19 protein-coding genes are annotated in these 21,950 nt (G+C 60.3%); 12 read left to right on the plus strand and 7 right to left on the minus strand.

The window, feature by feature from the left end; translation table 11 throughout:
- Positions 1–5 precede the first annotated feature (5 nt).
- From BUA15_RS13605 to BUA15_RS07065, 5 genes are all read right to left on the minus strand, one after another.
- Positions 6–377 carry a hypothetical protein gene (locus BUA15_RS13605; protein ID WP_143149583.1) on the minus strand — a complete coding sequence of 124 codons (372 nt, stop codon included), beginning with the start codon at positions 375–377 and terminating at the stop codon, positions 6–8.
- A gap of 121 nt (positions 378–498) precedes the next feature.
- A complete protein-coding gene (locus BUA15_RS07050; protein ID WP_084660540.1) occupies positions 499–3,135 on the minus strand; it encodes a TonB-dependent receptor in 2,637 nt (878 codons plus the stop codon).
- Positions 3,122–4,105 (minus strand): FecR domain-containing protein, encoded by a 984-nt coding sequence (locus BUA15_RS07055; protein WP_072715286.1) that lies wholly within the window; start codon positions 4,103–4,105, stop codon positions 3,122–3,124. The genes BUA15_RS07050 and BUA15_RS07055 overlap by 14 nt, the downstream gene beginning before the upstream one ends.
- Before the next feature lie 55 nt (positions 4,106–4,160).
- On the minus strand, positions 4,161–5,087 hold the full coding sequence (locus BUA15_RS07060) for a hypothetical protein (RefSeq protein WP_072715287.1): 927 nt from the start codon (positions 5,085–5,087) through the stop codon (positions 4,161–4,163).
- 119 nt (positions 5,088–5,206) lie between these two features.
- Entirely contained in the window at positions 5,207–5,797 is a 591-nt protein-coding gene (locus BUA15_RS07065) for an RNA polymerase sigma factor (RefSeq protein WP_072715288.1), read from the minus strand.
- Positions 5,798–6,483: 686 nt separating this feature from the next.
- Here BUA15_RS07065 and typA point away from each other — a divergent pair.
- Positions 6,484–8,307, plus strand: a complete 1,824-nt coding sequence (typA, locus tag BUA15_RS07070; RefSeq protein ID WP_072715289.1) for a translational GTPase TypA — start codon at positions 6,484–6,486, stop codon at positions 8,305–8,307.
- A gap of 55 nt (positions 8,308–8,362) precedes the next feature.
- Here typA and lhgO read toward each other — a convergent pair whose 3' ends face one another.
- The gene (lhgO, locus tag BUA15_RS07075) at positions 8,363–9,562 is read right to left on the minus strand and encodes an L-2-hydroxyglutarate oxidase (protein WP_072715290.1); all 1,200 of its coding nucleotides are present in this window, start codon (positions 9,560–9,562) and stop codon (positions 8,363–8,365) included.
- Positions 9,559–10,119 (minus strand): YfiT family bacillithiol transferase, encoded by a 561-nt coding sequence (locus tag BUA15_RS07080; protein WP_072715291.1) that lies wholly within the window; start codon positions 10,117–10,119, stop codon positions 9,559–9,561. Before BUA15_RS07080 ends, lhgO begins: the two co-directional genes overlap by 4 nt.
- A 106-nt stretch (positions 10,120–10,225) precedes the next feature.
- On the opposite strand from BUA15_RS07080, the gene BUA15_RS07085 reads away from it, so the two are divergent.
- From BUA15_RS07085 to BUA15_RS07135, 11 genes are all read left to right on the plus strand, one after another.
- On the plus strand, positions 10,226–10,801 hold the full coding sequence (locus BUA15_RS07085) for a 2'-5' RNA ligase family protein (RefSeq protein WP_072715292.1): 576 nt from the start codon (positions 10,226–10,228) through the stop codon (positions 10,799–10,801).
- A gap of 529 nt (positions 10,802–11,330) precedes the next feature.
- Entirely contained in the window at positions 11,331–12,716 is a 1,386-nt protein-coding gene (locus BUA15_RS07090) for an ammonium transporter (protein ID WP_072715293.1), read from the plus strand.
- A 378-nt stretch (positions 12,717–13,094) separates the two neighbouring features.
- Entirely contained in the window at positions 13,095–13,337 is a 243-nt protein-coding gene (locus BUA15_RS07095; RefSeq protein ID WP_072715294.1) for a hypothetical protein, read from the plus strand.
- 251 nt (positions 13,338–13,588) lie between these two features.
- Positions 13,589–14,464, plus strand: a complete 876-nt coding sequence (locus BUA15_RS07100) for a hypothetical protein (protein WP_072715295.1) — start codon at positions 13,589–13,591, stop codon at positions 14,462–14,464.
- A 409-nt stretch (positions 14,465–14,873) separates the two neighbouring features.
- Entirely contained in the window at positions 14,874–15,518 is a 645-nt protein-coding gene (locus BUA15_RS07105) for an RNA polymerase sigma factor (protein WP_072715296.1), read from the plus strand.
- Positions 15,519–15,564: 46 nt separating this feature from the next.
- Entirely contained in the window at positions 15,565–16,782 is a 1,218-nt protein-coding gene (locus BUA15_RS07110; protein WP_072715297.1) for a baeRF10 domain-containing protein, read from the plus strand.
- A 60-nt stretch (positions 16,783–16,842) separates the two neighbouring features.
- Entirely contained in the window at positions 16,843–17,640 is a 798-nt protein-coding gene (locus BUA15_RS07115; protein ID WP_072715298.1) for an outer membrane lipoprotein-sorting protein, read from the plus strand.
- Positions 17,641–17,642: 2 nt separating this feature from the next.
- Positions 17,643–18,863, plus strand: a complete 1,221-nt coding sequence (locus BUA15_RS07120) for an ABC transporter permease (protein WP_072715299.1) — start codon at positions 17,643–17,645, stop codon at positions 18,861–18,863.
- Positions 18,863–20,101, plus strand: a complete 1,239-nt coding sequence (locus tag BUA15_RS07125) for an ABC transporter permease (RefSeq protein ID WP_072715300.1) — start codon at positions 18,863–18,865, stop codon at positions 20,099–20,101. Before BUA15_RS07120 ends, BUA15_RS07125 begins: the two co-directional genes overlap by 1 nt.
- Complete coding sequence (locus tag BUA15_RS07130) at positions 20,098–20,790, plus strand: ABC transporter ATP-binding protein (protein WP_072715301.1); 693 nt, start codon at positions 20,098–20,100, stop codon at positions 20,788–20,790. The genes BUA15_RS07125 and BUA15_RS07130 overlap by 4 nt, the downstream gene beginning before the upstream one ends.
- A complete protein-coding gene (locus tag BUA15_RS07135; RefSeq protein ID WP_072715302.1) occupies positions 20,787–21,914 on the plus strand; it encodes a hypothetical protein in 1,128 nt (375 codons plus the stop codon). Before BUA15_RS07130 ends, BUA15_RS07135 begins: the two co-directional genes overlap by 4 nt.
- Positions 21,915–21,950 lie beyond the last annotated feature (36 nt).

Consider the following 21,950-nt stretch of genomic DNA (forward strand, 5'->3'; position numbering starts at 1 on the left):
GGCAGTCAATTAGCCGTCCCGCCCAGGTCCCTTTCTGAGCACAGGAATTGCACGTAGGCGTCCAGGTCAACTGCTATCTGGAAATCGTGCCCCGTCTCCCGAGAGGTTGGTGCTTCTGTCTCCCGGTTTACCTCCCACACGCAGGCGTCCCGGGGCAGCGTCCAGATCATCTCGAAACTTCCCCGGTGCGTTTTCCCGGCCTCCCCGGGATCCGGTCGGTCTTTCCTCCGATCCCCTGCATCAGGATCGGGCGCTCCCTCCCTGAACAATCGCCAGTGCCGTTGCACGGGATTGTCCGACCGGTCCCAGACTTCGACAGGTCCCGTTGCCGGTGCAGGCAGCGCGCTTGGTAGGCGCCTGCCATGCCTCATACGCATGTTCAGGTGAGGCTAGACGTTCCCAGAATGCGCTTTCTTTCTGGGTATCGACAGGAAGTGCGCCTGGTTAAATTTCTTACAAGTTCTGTATAATCTTTTGTATAGCGTAGAGGCTAGATGTTCAGAAGTGCAGCACTAACTCGAAAGAGGCCTGCCGGCCCAGATCATACACATCAACGGGTGCAAAAGCAAAACGGCGCGGCAGCCGCTCGCCTACCAGTACCAGCACGGGCTCGCGGTACCAGGGGTTAGCCCGGTTAAACAGATTGAACACCCCCAGCCGCATTTCTGCTGTTGCGAAAGCCAGGCGATAGCGACTCGTCAGCGTCAGGTCCATGCGGTGGTAGGGTCCTAACCGTTCAGGCTGCGTCTGCTCCGTATAACGTTCCGTGTTGGGTGGTCCAGAAGCTGAAAACCAGGCGAGCGTGAGCGCTGCGGCCGACCAGAGGGGCACGTCCAGATAAGCCCGGAATTGATGCCGACGATCCCAGGGAGCTGGATACCACGCGCCGCCATTCAGGGCATCATGGGCCAGCTCAACGCGGGCCAGTGCATAGGCCAGCGTGGCCCGAAATGGGCCAAGCGGCTGGTCCAGCAACATTTCCAGCCCATAGGCTCGGCTTCGCGCGCCGGTAAGCCAGGGCGTGGTTGTTTCCGGATCGCGGGCAATCAGAAAGAAAGGGGCTACCACTTCATGTTGCCACACGTTCGCAAAACGCCGGACGTAGGCGTCAAGCTGGATCCGCGTATGTCCTGGCCGCAATTGTACCCCTACGCTCACGTTATCAACGACGGTCGGAGGCTGGTCGCGCCCTGTGAGCAACCACACCCCTGTGCTGTTCATATTCTCGAAGGCCAGGTGGTGCCGGAACTGATAGTTTCGGCTGAAGCCCACCCCTGCCGACCAGCGTCCGTCAGGATGCACCGTAAGCTGCAGTCGCGGCGAAAGTCGGAAATAGGGTCCCGTTGAAAATGCATGGAGTCGCAGCCCTGCCAGTACGTTCAGCAGCGGGTCAGGCCGTCCTTCATACTGCAAGAAGGCGTCGGTCTGCACGGCCTGTTGCTTTTCCTGAAACGGACGCGCTCGGACGGCCGAATGCTCTTCGTACGTAAGGGTTAGCTGCTGCAGCGCATAGCCTAGCGTCCAGTAACCGGTGCCCTGAACGATTTGTAACGTTTGCTCCCAGCGCCATTCACGCAACGCATTCGCGTAGGCAAAAGGGGCCAATCGTCGAAACAGTTTTTGCAGCCCGCCGCCGGCAAAAGCATACAGAAAATCATCTTTGGCGTAGCGACTTGCATAGGCAGTGGTGGCCAGCAACGTCCGAAGATGAAAGCCCGCCGCCATCTGATAGGTCAGTTGAATGCTTGCTGTACGGTTGGTCCAGCGCTGCCAGGTGGTCACCGGTTGCCATTCAAAGCCGATAATCCTACCACGGGCGTTCCAGCGCGGCATCAGGCGCTGGGCCTGTTGACGTGCGTCGTCGCTGCCCAGATAGCCGCTTACGGTTAGGCGGACACGTCTGCTTTCCAGGCGCAGCTTGCCATGCACGTCATAAAACGTTGCTGTGGAAGGGCCCAGTTCTAACAGACGCGCCTCCAGGTCGGCCACATTGGGCGGCAGCGGTCCGGTTGGGCGGGCCACATCCAGGCCGAAGGCGACCAGCCGATCATTACCCGGCCAGGCAAGCACGTCCAGCAATGACCGGCGGCCTGCCAGCAACCAGCTTCCCGAGCGCCCCAGAGGGCCTTCCAGTAAGAGACGACCCGCCACGTTACTCAGACCGGCAACGCCCCCCAGCCGCTGATAAGCCCCGCTGCGGGTCACGAAGGCAAGGGTGCCGCCCGGTGGGGCAGCATAGGTAGCCGGTGCTACATCATAGAAAAAGCCCACCGCCTGCAATGCATCCGGGTTAAAGGCATCGAACAACCCAAACAAATGAGAGGGATGGTAGACGGGCACGCCATCGAGCAATACCTGAAATCCGTCCGTCTGGCTTCCTCGCACGGTCAACCCTTCCAGTCCAACAGCCAATCCAACGGCTGGCAGAGCCTGAAGCGCCCGCAGCACGCCCCGTTCTCCAAACGGCGCAAAGCGTTCAGGCTGCACCAGGCGCTGCCAGGTTGTATCGATTCCATCCAGCCACGCAGCGCTTCCGACAATCAGGACGGTGGGCAGTTTTTTGTCCTGGTGTTGCAGGAAAATCGTCAGGGACTCCTGTTTGTCGCGGACCGCTAGCCGCACGGTTTGTGGCCGGTACCCCACGTAGGAAGCAGTCAGAGCGAGCGTATCCTGCGCAGCCGCCCGTTGCAGCGTGAGAGAAAAATGCCCGTCTGCATCGGCCATGGTGCCTAAAAGCTGGTCGCCTGCCCACCAGGAAACCGTCGCGTACGGCAGCGGCATCCCTGTTGTTCTGTCACGCACCTGGCCTTCTATTGAGACGCTTCGCGAAGGGGCTTCCCGTAGAATAAGTTGCCGTCGCACGGTGTCGGCTTCCAGCACCAGCCCCTGACGGCTCAGTTCGCGGGTAAGTGCCTTGAGCAGCTCGGAGGTAGAAGTTGCCAGCGTAACGGTGCGGCCGCTAACCAGCGCATCGCGATAGAGGACCTGATAGCCTGTGCGCCGGGCAACATCGTCCAGCACCTGGCGAAGCGGCGTGTCGTGATAGACCACCGACTGGGCCTGAACCGTTGCCGTCAGGCCCAGCAGGCCAAGTCCCACCCCCATCAGCCAACGCACGATCCTATCGCACCGCATGGGCCTCAAATCGGTAGTGCCCGGGAGCGATTCTGATAAAACGACCGCCTAAGGCCCGGCTCAGATCTTCCAGCGTCTGCTCCAGGCTATCCAGCAGAAGCGTACCACTGAGCGTCTGCGAGGCATAGGGTTCGGGCAGCGTAATCTGCACGCCAAAGTGATGCGCCAGTTCGGCAGCCACCTGGCTGGCTGGCTCCTGCGTAAAAGCCAGCCGTCCCTGCATCCAATCCAGGTAGTCTTCGGCCGAGGCAGGCTCCGGGGACGTCAGATGTCCGTCAGCGGTGAGGCGGCTACGCTGACCCGCTGTGAGCACCTGGCGCTGCCCTGCCGGTCCTTCTAACTGCACTCGTCCTTCCTCCAGAAATACTTCTACACCGCTCCAGGTGCGCACGTCGAATCGCGTGCCCAGCACGGTAACGCGCACCGGTCCAGCCTCTACTTGAAACTGTCGCGTGGGCCGATGCACTACCTCGAAGAAAGCTTCTCCTTCTAGCCGATACCGTAAGACTTTGTCGGCGTGTGTCAATAGATAAAGGCGCGAATGGGGACGAAGAGTAATGTGCGATCCGTCCGGCGCCGTGTATACCTGACGGGTTGTAGTGGCCGAGGCCACCAGCACGGGAGCTGCTTCTCGAAGTAGATGCAGCCACCATCCCAGGCCAGCAGCCAGTAACACGATAGCCACAGCCAGCGCGCGACGCCAGCGCGGACGGCGCTTCAGAGCGGGGCGCTGCGGCATACGATCGGCTGCCTGCCGATGCATCCGCATAGCAATCTGCTGCCAGATGCGCTCGCGCCGCGCTGGTTGATCGACTGGAGCCACTTCATCGGCCAGCGCCAGCAACGCCCGCCCCAGCGGATCATTCCTCAGCTCCGGATCCGTATGTAGCGGTTGTCCCGCCTCCCGAAGCTGCCCGATCCGCCGGGCGAGCGTTTCGTCACGGTCGCTATGGGATGGTTGCTGCATCATACCTCAAGAAACGTAAGGGCGGGGCGCCCGTGGGGCGCCCCGCTTACCCCGTGGCTTACGACTCTCGCTTAACCTCACCGGTGCTCAGGAAAATACGGTACGTCTGCGGCACGCCATAGAAGCGCACAAGCGCCGAACCATCCCCATTCATTTCAATGGTCCCTTCTACCTCATGCACCACCTCCTTGTCCCCTGTGCGCTTGACCATCCGTACTTCATAGGCCAGCGTACCGTAGGTCAGATGCTCCAGCGAATCGGTAGCTGAAGGCTTCAGAATGACAATCGGTCCATCGGTAACCAACCGGGCCCGGAATTCCTGCTCCACCTCCTGCCCTTCTCGGTTCACAAAATGCCGGGCTCCCTCCATTTCCTGCTCTCCTTCAAAGGTAATCGTATCGCTTTCTGCCTCCAGGCCTTCTACATGCCAGGTAGCCCGACGCTCGAACGAAGCGCTCCGTTCGTTGCCCGAAGGCGTCCGATGCGCCACAGATCCTTTGCGATACCCTTCAAAATCAATGGAAGCAATCCGATTACGCTCTGCGCGGGGACGTGCAATAAACTGGCCATTTTTGTCCTTGAAAATGTACTTTAACAGCGCCTCAATAGACTTGCGGAAATTGGGACGCGTAACCTCATGAACGAAATGAATGGTAAACGTCCCGGTTGTTGAGTCGTAATCTACTCGGAAGCCCCGGCGCATGCCCCGCCAGTAACGCGGGTTCTGCACCTCGTCGCCGTTTTTCGAGACGACGCTACCGGTCAGGTAATACATACCGCGCTGGTCAAATGTGGCCGTCGCATCGTAGAGATCGGTCATCATGCCGTCGCTCTGGTCGGCCAGTGACTGCGCCACCACTTCAGCTACTTCACGGGCGACCTCCTCGTTAAGCTCCTGTTCTTCCTGTGCATTTTGCAATGCATCACAGGCTGCCAGCGATGCCATCAGCAACAGCGCCAGTCCACTTTGATAAAGCCGCTTCATCGCACACCTCCTGTCGTTTGGTTGATTCGGATGGTACAACAGGCCAGCCGCTCGTTGGCTGGCTACTTCCTATACACGGCAAGCGGCTCCTTCCCCCATCCGAATCGCCCCAATTTCTGCTACCGAAAATCGGACAGCGCGGCCCGAAGCTGCCGGAGCGCCTGTGCCATCTGGTTCTCTACGGTTTTTGGACTGATCCCCAGCACTTCCGCCGCTTCGCGATAGGTCAGCTCCTGAAGAAAGCAGAGCTCGAAAACAGCCCGGCGACGCTCCGGAAGTCGTGCAATAGCTTCCTGCAATCGCGCCTGCAAAAACCCGGCATCGGTCTGGCGATCTGCTCCAGGAGCAGGATCTGAAAGCTCCGGAAGCTCAGCCTGCTGGCTCAGCCGGCGCGTGTCGCGAAAGTGATTCAGCGCGCGGTTATGCCCGATGCGAAACAGAAACGCCCGCAGAGAGCGGTTCGGGTCAATCTGCGCTCGCCGCTCCCAGACAGCCAAAAAGGCCTGCTGCACCAGATCCTCCGCGACGGCCGACGGAACGCCCATTCGTTCCAGGTAGTGCAGCAAAAAGGCGTAGTATCGTTCAAAAAAAAGCCGAAAAGCCTGCTGATCCCCTGCACGGATGCGGCGGGCCAGTTCGGCGTCGTCGAGCACCCCGACGGTTCCCTGCCGGGCCAGCAAAAGTAACAGACCGAGCGTTGCGTCTGTCATGGTCTTCGCCTGAACTCCCCCGCCGGTATCGGCAAAAACAGCGCCAACTGAACCGGACAGGCCTGATAGATTCCTGCCTCAACAAGGGATGAGCGGTCCCCTTCCTGCGAGAAGCCCCTGCCAGAGCCCTCTCCACATACGTAAGTTCGGATCGCTCCAACCCTGTCCGCCGGAAGGTGCGGAAGCTCCTGTTGTAAATGTATACCCACGCAATAACATGCGACCATAACTTACTACCCTAAAGCTCCCCCTTCCGAAAACGCGCTTCTAATAAGTTATTATGCTCGATAGAATTTACGTTAGAACGTGTAAAGACTTGTCTTCTAATGTGTGGGCTTTATCAGCTTCTTGCACAATTATTTTGAAGTGGCTAACCACTCCCTCAACAATCTCTTTGAGTCTTTGAGAGAGGGTTCCCCAACACTTTCTTTCTGTATCGGGGGACCAGAACCTGGGAGGACGGGAAAACCTAACCTTACATATTCTGCCAACACCCTTACGGGCGACCCCTCCCTTACACAGAAGGGGACGTAGAGTTAAATGCATCGCCCCGGCGACGCGCACAGCGCTGCGCCATAGATCAGGCACCTGTCTCGCAACGCGACAAGCCGGAACCTTTCCCCGCGCTGCGCGAAAGACAGCCGCCTTGCAACAAGCAGGCATCTACCGCCAGACGCAGAAGCACTATGAGCTATCCTCTCCGCAATATTGCCATTGTAGCCCACGTCGACCACGGCAAGACGACCCTGGTCGATGCGATGCTCTGGCAGAGCGGCATCTTTCGGGCCAATCAGGACGTGCAGGAGCGGGTGCTCGACTCGCTCGACCTGGAGCGGGAAAAGGGCATCACGATCATGGCGAAAAACACGGCCATATGGTACCGAGATGTCAAAATCAACATCGTAGACACGCCGGGCCACGCCGACTTTGGCGGCGAAGTGGAGCGTACGCTGCGCATGGTGGACGGCATCATGCTCCTGGTTGACGCGGCCGAAGGTCCGCTACCCCAGACGCGCTTTGTGCTTTCAAAGGCCCTGGCCCTGAAGCTGCCCGCTATTGTTGTGATCAATAAAATCGACCGCAAGGATGCCCGTCCCCGTCAGGTACTCGACGAAATCTATGACCTGTTTATCGATCTGGATGCTACCGAAGACCAGCTCGACTTCCCGGTGCTCTATACCGTGGCCAAGGAAGGCCGCTGCACGCACGACCCCGATGCCCCCCTGACCGACCTGCGCCCCCTCTTCGAAGCTATTCTGGCCCACATTCCGCCGCCGCAGGGTGACCCGAACGCTCCCCTCCAGATGCTGGTCACACACGTGCAACCAGATCCCTATCGCGGCCCGCTCGCTATTGGCCGCATCGTGCAGGGCACGCTTCGCAACCGTCAGCAGGTGCTGTGCTGCCACCGAGACGGCCGCCGCACAGCCGCCTCAGTAACAGCTCTGTTTGAATTTGAAGGATTGCAGCGCGTCGAAACCGAACAGGCCGGTCCGGGCGCCATTGTGGCAGTAGCCGGCATGCAGGGCATTGGCCTGGGGGAGTCCATTACCGACGCCGACCATCCCCAGCCGCTACCGCCTCTCCATATCGACGAGCCGACGCTCTCCATGGAGTTCCGCGTCAACGACGGCCCCTTTGCCGGACGCGAAGGGCAGTACGTAACCTCACGTCACCTGCGCGAGCGCCTCTTCAAAGAAGCGGCCAATAACCTCGCCCTGCGCGTTGAAGCGACCGACTCTCCCGATGTGTTTCTTGTCTATGGTCGAGGCGAACTGCAGCTTGCCATTCTCATTGAGCAGTTGCGCCGGGAAGGCTACGAATTCACGGTGGGCCAGCCGCGTGTACTTACGCGTCAGATCGACGGCCAGCTTCACGAACCCTTTGAGCGCGTGCTCATCGACGTGCCTGAGGCATATATGGGGGTCGTGGTCCAGAAGCTGGGCATGCGTCGCGGGGTGCTCACAAAAATGATCAACCATGGCACAGGACGCGTCCGCCTTGAGTTTGAGATGCCCGCTCGTGGACTGATCGGCTACCGCAGCGAATTTCTGACCGACACGAAGGGGACCGGTTTGCTGCATCATCTCTTTGACGGCTACCGACCATGGGCCGGTCCCATCACGCATCGGGCTACAGGCGCGCTGGTAGCCGACCGTCCCGGACGCGTAACAGCCTACGCCATGCTGCATCTGCAAGAACGCGGCGAGCTGTTTGTAGAGCCTGGTGACGAAGTGTACGCGGGCATGATCGTCGGGGAACACTGCCGGGAAGGCGATCTGGAAGTGAACATCACCCGGGAAAAGAGGCTCACCAACATGCGGGCTGCCACGGCCGAAGGATTTGAAAAGCTCGTTCCCCCTCGCAAACTCTCGCTCGAAGAGGCTATCGAATTTATTCGGGAGGACGAATTGATCGAAGTTACGCCCCGAGCGATTCGGCTGCGTAAACGTTATCTCGATCCTCACGAACGCAAGCGTCAGGCGCTCCGCCAACGAGAAACGTCCTGACAGGCTCCCTCAAGCAAACGCTGCTGAAGGTAAATCGGAATCGCCGCAACGCGCACTAGTCGAAGCGGGCCTGCACCTGCCGGGCCACCAGCACCCCAATGCTGAAGGCCGACGTAGCAGCCGGCGAAGGTGCATTGACCACATGTACCATGCGCGGCGACTCCAGCACCAGGAAATCGTCTACCAGCCGCCCCTCGCGATCAACCGCCTGCGCCCGCACGCCGGAGGGTGCCGGCAGAAAGTCTTCGGACGCCACTTCTGGGATAAGCCGTCGGGCCTGGCGCAGGTAATACCGCTTGCTGAGCGATTGGAGGAGCTCTTGAAAGCCTTTGCGCCAGTGCCGACGGACCAGCCGACGACACCCCGGATAGGCCAGCATTTCGAGCAGTTCGGACAGGCTTACGTCCGTTAGCCGATACCCTTCGCGGGCAAAAGCCAGCACCGCACTGGGGCCGCAGACAACGCGGCCATCGATCAGGCGCGTAAAATGCACGCCCAGAAACGGATAGGCAGGATCTGGGACTGGATAAATCAGATGGCGACACAGGTATCGCCGCTCGGGCCGCAGCTCATAGTATTCCCCGCGAAAGGGCACAATGCGCACGCCAGGCTCCAGGCCGTCCATCTGAGCGATTCGATCGGCGTAGAGGCCTGCACAGTTGACGGCCACGTCGGCCCGAAAGGTGCCAACCGGCGTTTCGAGCACCACGCCCCGGCCGTCCGGCACGATGCGCTGCACAGGAGCCTGAAACACCACGCGATGACCGGCTGCTACCAGTTTTTCCTGCAACCGTTCAGCTACTGCGCGATAGCTGACAATACCTGCTTCCGGCACGTGCAGGGCGGCCACGCCCTGCGCATGTGGTTCCAGTTCGCGGAGTCGTTCCGGGGGGATCAGCGTACATGCCACCCCGTTTTGCTGGCCGCGTTCGTAAAGTGCCTGCAGGCGCGAACGCTCTGCTTCCTCAACGGCCACGATCACTTTCCCACACGGTTCATAGGGGATGGCTTCCGCCTCACAGAAACGTATCAGGGCTGCCCTGCCCTGTCGGCAACAGATGGCCTTCAGGGAACCAGGACGGTAATACAAGCCCGAATGAATCACTCCGGAATTGCGTCCCGTCTGATGGGCTGCCACCCGGTCCTCTTTTTCCAGTACGGTAATCTGCACTTCGGGCAGGCTTTCCATGAGCCGATAGGCCGTGGCCAGCCCGACAATCCCTCCTCCAATGATGACAACCGTTGGTCCCTTCATGAACCCGGTAGTTGGGCTTCAGCGCCGCGCCCTTCTGCCTGCAGACGCACCAGCGACAGATGGGCCACGTGGTGGCGGCCATGCCAGGCGTAAAGTGCCAGGGCCTGATCCAGCGTTAGCAATCCGTGCTCTGGATGGCGAAACGTCCGCTGGAAGTCTTCCGGTTGGAGGCTACGAAGCAACGCGACCCAGCGGGCATGCAACCCTTCCAGTAACGCTATAGAAGCTGAAACGGGCGCCAGACGCGCATCAGGGAGTTCAGCCCATCGCTGCTGATCATATGTTCTGATCTGGGGTTGCTCTTCGGTCAGGGCCAGTCGAAAACGCACGTAGCCGTTCACGTGACTGTCGGCCAGATGATGCACCACCTGCCGGGCTGTCCATCCCCCGGGCCGGTACGACTGGTCCAGTTGTTCCTCGGTGAGCTGCGCCACCGCCTGACGCACCTGCACCGGCAACTCTGCCAGTTGCGCAATCAACCCCTCGCGTTGCTCTGTGGTCAGCGGCGCTTCTGGCCACCGAAACGGTCCAATCGGGTAGCGTAAAGGATCAGCCATGACGGTCAGGGTCGCGTTTGCGTCATGCCTGGATCTCGCCAGACCTTTCCGGGTGAATCTACGAGAAGCTATAACTTTTTTCACCGGAAAGATACGGCAACCCTGGATGTCTCCCCGCAAAACGCACCATACGGCCGTTGTTCTTATTCCTCCACCGTCCACCTGGCCTCCGATTCAGGCCATTCGTAAACGCTACGATCGCCAGGTGCGGCGCTGGATGCCTCATATTAATCTGTTGTATCCGTTTCGCCCCCCGGAAGCCTGGCCGGCGCTGCTGGAGCCCATTGCCGAACGTATTCGGCCCCTGCTACCCTTTACGGTGCGTCTGTCCGAAATCCGGTACTTTCGCCATCGAAGCGGCCGGTGCACGCTATGGCTGGCGCCTGAACCTCGCGAAACCCTTGACGTCCTCCAGCAGGCGCTCCTGGCAGTTGTTCCTGATTGTGACGACGTGCGGCGCTTCCGAGGCGGTTTTACCCCGCACCTGAGCATCGGGCAGGCACCGAATGCCGCCACCTGCGTCGCACTGCAACGCACGCTGCAAGCTCAGTGGCAGCCCCTTACCTTCGACGTAACACACGTAAGCCTGATCTGGCGCAATGCGCCTCCGGACGACGTGTTTCGCGTAGGATGGGAAATCGGCCCCGACGGCATCCAGCCCGTTACGCCTCCGGCGATGTAGGTCTATGAGAGGCCTCAAAACGAACGACGCAGCGCGCGGAAATGGACTGCGCTTCTGAACCGGCGACTCCGAGAAGTGAGCCGTTTTAAGCAACTGGCCCTGCTCCGTAACATAATCCGTAGAGACACCGTCCAATTCCTCACTGGACGCCAGACCGGCACATAATCCTCTCGTAACGGGCTCAGCGCTCCACCGGTACTTTTTCGGGCCGGTCGATGATCGCCCGACGTGCGCTCCCCCGAACCCTCCTCTTGTCTGCTCCAAACGGTTATAGACGTTCTTTCCTCACGCAAAAGGGTACCTGCACCCCTTCTTTCATAGCATCAAAGGGACAGGTCTAGGCGGGCTTTATGCAACAAGTTTACCGCTCGACCAACCATCAGGGTTTTTTAGTCGCCACCCTGGAATCGCTTTCTAAAAATTAACTTCTCAAAATCCTTAACCTTTGATTATTGACATACAAAAATTATTTTTCTAAATATTTTGCCGAACCAGTCGAGATACTCTTAAAAAAGTAAGGAGACGAAGCATGAAGACCTCGCGACGCTACGCGTACGGGCTTTTGCTGACCACCCTGAGCCTTCTGCTGGCCTCGCCAGTGCTGGCGTCCGATCCTTCTGGCCAGGCAACGCTGGAGGCCGATCCGGCTGCGCCGGCCAATTTTGTCTGGGTACTGCTAGCAGCCTTCCTGGTCTTCTTCATGCAGCCAGGCTTTGCCCTGCTGGAGGCCGGCCTGACCCGCGCCAAAAACACGGTAAACATTCTCACAAAGAACGTGCTGGACTTCTGCATGGCAGCGCTGGCCTTCTGGGCCTTTGGCTATGCGCTGATGTTTGGCGGCTCGGGCATGGCCCCCGGACTGGACAAGGGCAACCCGTACATTGGCTACTCTGGCTTCTTCTTGAGCGGAGAGGCCTACGACGTTAGCACCATCCTGTACTGGCTGTTCCAGATGGTTTTTGCCGCTACGGCCGCTACGATCGTCTCCGGGGCCATGGCCGAGCGGACCAAGGTAACGGCCTACCTGGCCTACTCTTTTCTGGTAAGTGCTACCATTTACCCGATCTACGGTCACTGGGTCTGGGGCGGTGGCTGGCTCGGCGAAATGGGTGCGGTCGACTTTGCGGGCTCGGGCGTGGTGCATGCCGTGGGGGGCATTCTCGGCCTGATCGGCGCCTGGAAGCTGGGGCCGCGCATCGGCAAGTACGACGAGCAGGGACGTCCACGCCCCATTCCGGGCCATAACCTGGCCCTGGCCACCCTGGGTGTGTTCATTCTCTTTTTCGGCTGGTTCGGGTTCAACGCAGGTAGCACGGTAGCGGCCACCGAACTGCGCATTTCGGTGATCGCCACCAATACAGCGCTGGCGGCCGTGGCCGGCGGGGTGGCCGCCATGTACCTGACCATGATCCGCACAGGCCGCGTGGATCTGCTGGCCACAGGCAACGGCATCCTCGCTGGCCTGGTGGCCATCACGGCACCCTGCGCCTACGTTGCCCCCTGGGCAGCGGTCGTTATCGGAGCCCTGGGTGGACTGATCATGCTCTGGGCCGCCCACTTTGTGGAGCACACGCTGAAAATCGATGATCCTATCGGCGCTTTCGCTGTGCACGGCGCCGCCGGTCTGTTCGGCGTGCTTGCGGTTGGTATCTTCGCCGACGGCACCTACGGCGTCAGCGGTCTGATCGTGGGCGACACGCACCAGCTCGTGGTCCAGCTCATCAGCATCGTGGCCCTGGTCCTGTGGACAAGCATCACCGGCTGGTTGCTCTTTACCCTGCTGGACAAGACAATGGGCCTGCGCATCAGCCGCGAACATGAACTGGCTGGCCTCGACCTGACCGAGCACGGTATGCCGGCCTACACTTTCGACAACACGCAGACCGAAAAAACAGGCAAAACGGTCGGGGCTTGAGGACGCCCAAATGCCCTTGTAAATCCTGAATCCGCAAACCTAAAAACGGAGGTAGTCTTATGGACGTTGTGCTTGGCGCTCTTTCCTTTGTGGTCATGGCAGGCATGTGGATTGTCGGTCCTCAGATCTTTCTGAAAAAGAAAAAGTAACAACGGCGCCGCCGGACATCCTCCGGTGCGCCCACCCGAATACAAAAGCGTTGCTGCTCGGAGCAGCAACGCTTTTTTTCTGTCGATCTATCCGCTCGCTTTTCGTCGATGGCCTGCTGCGATGGCCTCTGAACCATGCACCCGCCGCTTGGGCGAACGGCAACATATGGGTTGACCCACATCTATTTAACCACAGAATCAATAAACCCAATCACGTGGAGCGGTCGCCATGAAAACCATCGTTGCCTCTCTGGTTGCGGCTTTGCTGCTGGTACTGAGCGTCGAGATCTCCTGGGAAGAACGGGAGATTGGCTTTTCCGTGCAGGAGGCGCTTGCCGCCTGTACAGGGTGCAGCACCTGCTTCGGAGAAACGTGTTGCAAAGAGATAGACCGGTATTATTGTGGGATGATCTACAGTGAGCAGTCCGGCTACGTACGCTGCTATCGCCCCTGTTTCTTCTGTCTAGAGTAAGCGATTTGTTGGTTTTTACCTTAAGTTTGATCTGGTGCCCTTCAGACCGGGGCCTGATTAATCTATCAAGGGCTTACGCATGCGCGGGGCAACGATTCTGATCTTTCTGTGGGCCGGACTGGCCGGCTGCAGAACCGAACCGGCTTCCCCACCGGATTTCTTTGCCCAAACGGAACAACCCCTGCCTCAGCGACGCATCCAGGCCCGCCTCCATGCGGTCGATAGCCTGAATCTTTCTGCGTTTGAGCTATATGAACCTGCTCAACTTTGTAAGTCAGGTCCGTATCTTTTTTACTTTCGAAAGAAATATAGGCAAGGTAGCGGTATTTGACAGGGATTTGCAGGCGCGGCCTTTCTTTATCGGAAAAGGAAAAGGCGAGGGACCGGGGGAGCTTACAGGAATTACGGATATGGATGTGCACCACGACCGGATCTATCTCTTTTCGGGAACGCGCCTTGTGGTGTGGTCGATCGCAGACACGCTCGTTCTGGATAAACAGATGGCAGTGGAGGCGTACCGTGGCGAGGCCCTCGATGAGCACAGGATACTGATTTTGTCCCCTACCAGCTCCGACTATCTCTTCAACATCCTGGACCTGGAGGGAAAGATCATTCGCGGTTTCGTCCGCACTAACCTGGGAAAGGTAACGCCCCTTCGCTACAGCGGCGATCTGGCTTTTGATGGGAAATACTTGTACTATGCGGGCGAATCTGAGTCGTTTCTCAAGAAATATACGCTCGAGGGCCGGCAACTTTTCTCCGTGGCCACGATTGATAACCTGCCCAGCGAGGGCAACTACGTGCAGTTCGAGGCCGGTGGCGAAAGCATGGCGATGGGCTACTCGCCCTGGGTTCTTTTCTCTACCGCCACGATCGAGGTCTATGATGCATACCTGCTGGCAGTGCCGATTCACGATGAGAACCGGAAGCCGCTCTCCTACCTCGACATCTACGCTACCGGAGACGGGCGTTACGTGGCCACCTACGATCTGGCGCGGATGCCTCTGGCACTGGCGGTGGATGCTGATGGCATCTACACGCTGGAGCGCGAAGGCGATGATGTCTACCTGAAGCGTTATCCCAACGTGCTCACCACGCTGGCCGACAACCGGCCGGACACGCCATGACCCGAGCGGGATAAGCAACGCGGACGCTGGCGCTTTGTCTGAAGGCGGCCCTGTCGGCAGAATAAATGGACGCACGCATCATGCACAGCGCAGGAGCCCTCGATTACGTCACCTGACCTACTCCGCGCAAGCAGCGCGCGCCGGCAAGGTCGGCGCCGGTAGCATCTTCGTACGGTCCATCGACAAAAAACCACCGCATCCGTCCCCCTAGACGAAAACAAAGTCGCCATTGCCCCGATCATCGCACCTTCCTAGACCCTTTGGATTTTTTTATACCTCCCCTGCTTCTGCTATCTCTAAAGGTGTAGAGCTTTTTGTTGCAGAAACGGTACGTTTTTGCTGGAACTCTGCTCTGTTTTTCTGCGCTTTCTCTGGTGCGTGGATTTAGCCATAAAAACAGGAAGGAACCTTGGCTACCGAAACCCTCACCCCTTCGTGGAAAACTGTCTTAAAAGGCGACCGGCGCGCCTTCCGGCGACTGGTCGAGCCGTATGTGGACGAACTGCTCCGCGCCGCCCACCGCGAACTGGAGCATTATCGGCGGCTCAAAGAACTGCGTCCGGAAGACCTGACCGCCGAAGAACTGGTGGGCGAGACGCTGATCACTGCCTGGCGCCAGCGCCATCGCAAGCCGCGCCGGCTGAGCCTCCGGGCCTGGCTACTGGGTCTGTTGCACCGCGTGCTCCAGCGTTACGTGCAGCGCGAACGGCTCTTTCGCCAGCTCTGGGAGCTCTCGCTGGAGGCACCGGTGCCTTCCGAGCCCATTTATGACGATGAAGAATCGTTCTGGGAATGGTATCAACCCGACGACATCGAACGCTGGGAAGACGTCCTTCCAGATCCCAGCTCGCTTTCCGAAGAACGGCTCATTGTAGAAGAAGTGCCGCCAGAAGCACTGGAACCGCTGGAGCCAATCGAGCGCCAGGTGTTGCTGCTGCACGACACGCACGCTTTACCCATTCAGGAAGTTGCTATCGTCGTGCAGCGGTCGGTGCGTGAAACGGCTGAAATCCTGCAGCGCGCGCGTCAGCGCGTAACGGCCGCACGCACCTGAACCCACCCGGGTTGTACCCCAAATCCAAACCAGCGAGAAGACTCCTATGGAAAAACAGACGATGCACCTGACGCAGACGCTCTCGCCCGAGCTGCGCGATCGCATCCTGGCCCGGCTCGAACAGGAGCGCACCGAGCCTGCTTATCGCCTGCTGACGCCTTCGACCCTTCGGCAACTGGGCACAATCCAGTCGACGCGTGATCCTATCGTCAGTCTGTACCTGGAGCTGACGCCAGAACGCCGGCTGAAAGACGCCTGGCACGTGGCTTTCAAAGACCTGGTACGGGCCAAACTGGAACGCCTGGAAGATCGACGGCTGCGGGAGCAGATCGCCGGCGAACTGGAACGTATTGAGCTGGCCCTGCAGGAAGGGCTTCCTGCGCTGGGCCGCGGCGTAGCCTTTTTCGTGTGCGAATCGCTGGGACTGTGGCGACAGATTGCCCTCCCGATCCCGCTGCCCGACCGGCTGGAACTGGCTTCGACGCCCTACACGCGTCCCCTGGTGCGCACGCGCGACGAGCACGACCGCTTCGTGGTAGCCCTGCTTTCCCGAGAGCACAGTCGCTTCTTCATCAGTCAGATCGGCTACGTCGAAGAAGTGCTCACCCTGACCGGTCCCAGGCTCCGGGGCATGGTCACCGACTGGATCGACTGGAACCAGCGTGACGACCTGGAGCGGCAGCTTACCCATCAGGAAGGCAAAGCCCTGGCCACCATTGCGGCCCTCATCTTCCAGCAATTTGAGGCCCGCTATCTGCTGTTCTCGGCTCCTGAAAAACTTAAGGCGAGCTTCCTGGAGCATCTCCCCAAGGCCATCCGAGCGCAGGTAGGAGGCGTGTTCTCAGTGGAGGTGCATGCACCGGTAGCGCAGGTGGCGACCGCCATTGAGCCGGTCCAACGGGCCGTTGAAGCCCGCGAAGAAATGCGTACGCTGGAGCGCATTCAGGAAAGCCTGCCAGAACGAGGCGTCTGGGGTATCGAAGCGGTCATCGACGCGATCAACCAGCGGCGGGTTATGACGGTAGCGGTTGACGACGCCCTCCAGATAGCCGGCGGCTACTGCCCGCACTGCGACCTGCTGGTGCTGGACGCCTCGAAGCCGTGCCCGGTCTGCGGCCAGACTGTGGAAGCCGAAGCCGACCTCGTTGACCGGGCCCTTGAAATGGCCCTGGCTCAGGACGCGACCATTGAGCTGGTGCGCAGCGACGCTGCCCGCACGTTCATGGCGCAGCATGCCCCTATGGGCGCGCTGCTACGCTTCTAAGCGCTTGCGCCAAGCAGGCAGGCTGCGTAACCTTAACGATATACTTCGTTGAAGCGAACCATGAACAGTAAACAACTGCAACGCGCAGCCATCTCTCAACGCCACGGCGCCAGTCGCCCGTGGCTTTTTTTGTGGCTCCTGCTTGGGATCGGCGTACGTGGCCCAGCCGCCCAGACGGTCGATCCCGTCGCCCTGGTACGGGCAGCCGAGGAGGCGATCAAAGGCAAAACCAGCCATGCCGTGCTGGAAATGACCGTCGTTACACCCGACTATCGCCGCACCCGAAAGCTGGAAGCCTGGTGGAAAGGGAACGAAAAAGCGCTGATCGTCACGCTTGCGCCTCCTCGTGAAGCAGGCAACCGCACGCTCAAACGCGGCAGCGAGCTGTGGATGTACCTGCAGGAAACCGAAACCACCATTAAGATTCCCCCCTCCATGATGCTTCAGTCATGGATGGGATCCGACTTCACCTACGACGATCTGGTGCGCGAATCGAACCTGGTGCGCGACTATCATATCCGGCAGGTCGGGACCGACACGCTGGAAGGGGTGCCCTGCTACGTGCTGGAGTTGTTGCCTAAACCGGAAGCACCCGTCGTCTGGGGCAAGCTGCATTACTGGATTCGCCAGACCGACCGGCTGCCCGCCCGCATCGAATACTACAGCGAGCAGGGCGAGCGAGTACGGACACTTTCGTTCCATAACGTGCAGCGGATGGGGGGACGCCGCCTCCCTACCCGATGGATAATGCACAACGACCGTGAACCGGGGCGCTACACGGAAATCCGCCTCCTGGAGGTAGCCTTCGATATGCCTATACCGGAAGCGATCTTTAGTTTTCGAGCGCTGGAGCAATAGCCATGACCGGACGGCTCGCCTGGCGCAATCTGGGGCGCAATCGCCGACGCACGTTACTCACCGTAGCGGCTGTCTTTTTTGCCACGTTTCTGATGGTGCTCCTGCGCGGGCTGCAGCTCGGCACCTACGATTTCTTCATCCGTCAGAGCACCCGGCTTTCGACCGGCTACCTCCAGATCCAGCACGCAGACTATCTGGACCGACAATCGCTGCGCCAAAGCTTCCGGCTTCCTGACACGCTCTTTGTCCGCATTCGCACCACGCCGGGCATTACAGGGGCAGCCCCCCGCCTGGAAAGTGGCGGCCTGATCAGCAATCGCGCAACTTCTTATGGCGTGCGCCTCCTGGGGATTGATCCCACCTATGAGCCAGAAGTCACCGATTTTCCCGCCCGGCTCATCGCGGGACGGATGCCGGCGCCCAACGACCACCTGGAGATCGTCGCAGGCTACCGCCTGCTCGAAAACCTGAACGCTTCGGTCGGCGATACGCTGGTGTTGCTGGCCGAAACCTATCAGGGCTTTCTCACCAGTCGCTTTGCCGTGGTAGTGGGCGCGCTACGCATCGGTTACGAAGTGCACGATCGTTCGCTCGTGCTGATGCCACTGCAGGCCCTGCAAGACCTGCTCGAAACCGGCAACCGCGTAACGGCCGTCGCCATGGCCGTCCGGCGCAACGCCGACGTACCTGTCGTGCGCGACCGCCTGCAGGCCTGGCTGAGCCGCCCACTCGTCGTGCGCACCTGGGAAGAACTGATGCCCGAGCTGCGCCAGGCAATCGAACTGGATAACATCAGTGGCCTGCTCTTTCTCTTCATGCTGCTGATCGTTGTGGCCTTTGGCGTGCTCAACACCGTGCTGATGAGCGTGCTGGAACGCTCGCGCGAATTTGGCATGTTGCTGGCCCTGGGCATGCCCAACGAACGGCTGCTGCGCGTGGTGTTCCTTGAAGCCGTGCTGGTCGTCCTGCTGGGGTTGATCCTGGGAAGCGCGGCCGGTTTTGCCGTCAACGCCTACCTGATTCGCCATCCGATCACGCTGGGCGGAGAACTGGCCCAACTGTATGAGTACTATGGTTTTCTGCCAGTGCTGACGTCCTCCGTGGCTCCGGAAATTTTTGCGCGCACAGCCCTTCGGGTGTTGACGATTGCAGGGCTCGCCATTCTGTACCCGCTCTGGCATGTGCTCCGGCTGGAACCCCTGAAAGGCATCCGCTACACCTGATGGTTTTCCAGGACATCACCGGATTGGCCCGCGTGGCCTGGCGCAACCTCTGGCGCAACCGACGCCGCACGCTGATTGTGCTCAGCAGTGTGGTGGTGGGCGTGTTTGTGCTGGTCCTCTTTGACACGCTCAACCTGGGCATGGTGGAGCAGATACTCGACAACCATCTTCGCCTGCACATCGGACATGTCCAGATCCACCGCCAGGGCTACCACGCCAACCCGGCCGTGGCGCATTTCTTTCCGAACGCCCGGGCCGTGCAGCAGCAGGTGCGTACTTTCCCATCGGTGCGGGCGGTTGCGCCGCGCGTGCTGGCCCACGGGCTGCTTTCAAGCGCCTACAACAACGGTGGCGTGCAACTCGTGGGCATCGAGCCCCGAGCAGAATCCCTGCTAACCTACATTGCCCGTCAGGTCATCGTCGGTCGCTACCTGCGGGGGGAAGGCCGCGAAATTCTCCTCGGTGAGCGGCTGGCCCGCAAGCTTGAGGTGCGTCCTGGCGACCGGGTCGTCGCGATGGCTGCCCGCCCGGACGGCCAGATCGGCTCCGAAGTGTTCCGCGTGGTCGGTCTGTTTCGCACCGTCAGCGCCGACTTTGATCGGACCATGGCCTTCATTCCCATCACGCAGGCACGTGCGATGCTGGGTCTGCCAGCCGACGCTGCCCATGAATTAACCTTGCTCCTGCAGAAAGCCCAACAGGCCGACGCGCTCAAAGCGCGCCTGCAGGCCCTGCTGCCGGAAACGTTCGAGGTGCTGACCTACCGGGAAGTGGTACCGCTACTGGTCATGCAGCGCGAGCTGTATACCGAGATGATGTATCTGGTTTACCTGATCATCGGGTTTGCCCTCATTTTCGGGATCATCAATGCCATGCTCATGGCCGTGTTAGAGCGACTGCCGGAGTTTGGCGTGCTGCGCGCTCTGGGCATGAGTGAGGGCCGGCTGTTCCTGCTCGTGTCGCTTGAATCGCTGCTGATCGGACTGCTGGGAACGGCCCTGGGCTGGATGCTCAGCCTGCCGGTGTATGCCTATCTGGCCCGGCATGGCCTGGACCTGGCCATTTTTTCGGAAGCGCTGGCCGCCTTTGGGATCGGTTCGGTGATCTATCCCCGCCTGACGTTTCGGGTAGTCTGGAATGCCTGGGTAATCATTCCGCTGGTAGCCTGGCTGGGGGCCCTCTACCCGGCCTGGCGGGCCATACATGTTGAACCCGTAGAAGCCATGCGGGCTGTATGAAGTCGAACGCTATAGTTCGGGTCGAACAGGTAACCAAGGTCTACGACGAAGGCGCCGTGCCTGTCCAGGCACTACGCGGCGTCACCCTCACCATCGAGCCAGGCGCATTCACAGTCATTGCCGGTCCCTCCGGCTCTGGCAAGACGACCCTGCTCAACTTGCTGGGCGCGCTCGACGTGCCCACCACCGGACGGGTGTTTTTTGAAGGACAGGACCTGAGCAAACTCTCTCGACGCGAGCGGGCCCGGCTCCGACTCTACAAGATCGGCTTTGTGTTTCAGGCCTACAACCTGATTCCGGTACTGACAGCCCTGGAAAACGTGGCGTTCGTGCTGTTGCTTCAGGGCGTGCCGGAGCGAGAGCGGCGCCAACGGGCTCTGGAGGTGCTGGAGCAACTCGGCATCGCCGATCTGGCCCACAAACGCCCTCACGAAATGAGCGGTGGCCAGCAGCAACGGGTCGCGGTGGCCCGCGCTGTGGTCAGCCAGCCACGCCTGGTGCTGGCCGACGAACCCACTGCCAACCTCGACTCGGCCACCGGCGCCCGCCTGCTCGACCTGATGGAGCAGCTCAACCGCGAGCAGGGCGTGACGTTCGTCTTCTCCTCGCATGACCCTCAGGTCATTGAGCGCGGCCGGCGCCTGATCTGGCTCCACGACGGACAGATTAAGCGCGACGAAACGCGGTGAACCGTCTGCTGATCCTCTTGGTGCTGGCAATTGCCGGCTCGATGCAGGCACAACCTGTGCGCCTGCGCGGATACGTCCTGGCCCTACACGCCTGGGAACGCTTCGCGCCGGCCGGTACGCTCCTTTTTGGAGGCCCGCGGACGCTGCGCCTGGAACTGCTTCGCACGCGGCTGATGCCCACCGTGCGCCTGCCGGGCAGCCTGCGGCTTCAGCTCGCCTATGAGGTAAACCTGCTCTATGCCTCGACCCCGAATCTGCTGTCTGCCCCGGCCGATCCCATGCGTCCGCGCCAGATGATCAAGCTAAGCGCCCGCCTTTACCACGACCGCCATGTCCGCGTCACGCACTACCTCGACCGGCTTTCGCTGCGGCGCTCTTTTACGTGGGGCCGCCTTGAACTGGGACGCCAGCGCATCGCCTGGGGCGTTGGCCGCCTCTGGAACCCCGTGGACTTTTTCAACCCGCTGGCTCCTTTCGAATTTGCCCGCGTCGAAAAAAACGGCGCCGACGCCTTCTCGCTCCGCTACTATCTGGGCCTGCTCAGCGACCTAGAACTGGTGTACAATCCGGAGCACCACGGCCGCTGGCACAATGTGGCCTTCCGGTGGCGCACCCATGCAGGAACCTACGACCTGGCGTTTGTGGGCGCGATCCTGCGCCGCCGGGCTACGGTGGGGCTGACGGCGGCCGGCAACCTGGGCATGGCCGGTGCCCGCGCCGAACTGCTCTGGGAGCAGGGCCGAGCGATCAGTCTGGTGCTGGGCCTCGACCATCAGTTCGCACCCCGCTGGTACGGACTGGTCGAGTATTACCGGAACGGTCGGGGCGCGGCCCGTCCCGAAGCCTATGACTGGCTGGCCCTGGCCCGTGGCGAAGCCGTGCAGGTAGGCCGCGACGAGCTGGCGCTGATGTTGCAGTACGAGCTACACCCCCTGGTCCGGCTCCAGGCGCTGCACCTGCGCAACCTCAACGACCAGAGCTTCTATACCGGCTTCCAGCTCACCTGGCTGGCCACCCAGGCCGTCGATCTCGTGCTGGGCGGCTGGCTGGGCGAAGGGGATCGGCTCAGCGAATACGGCCTGTTGCCCGACGTGCTTTTTCTGCGCGGACGGGTATATTTCTGAAGCGCAAGCCTTCTGCATGTCCGACCTTCGGGCCGA

Origin of the sequence: Rhodothermus profundi (assembly GCF_900142415.1) — a bacterium.
GTDB classification, from domain to species: domain Bacteria; phylum Bacteroidota; class Rhodothermia; order Rhodothermales; family Rhodothermaceae; genus Rhodothermus; species Rhodothermus profundi.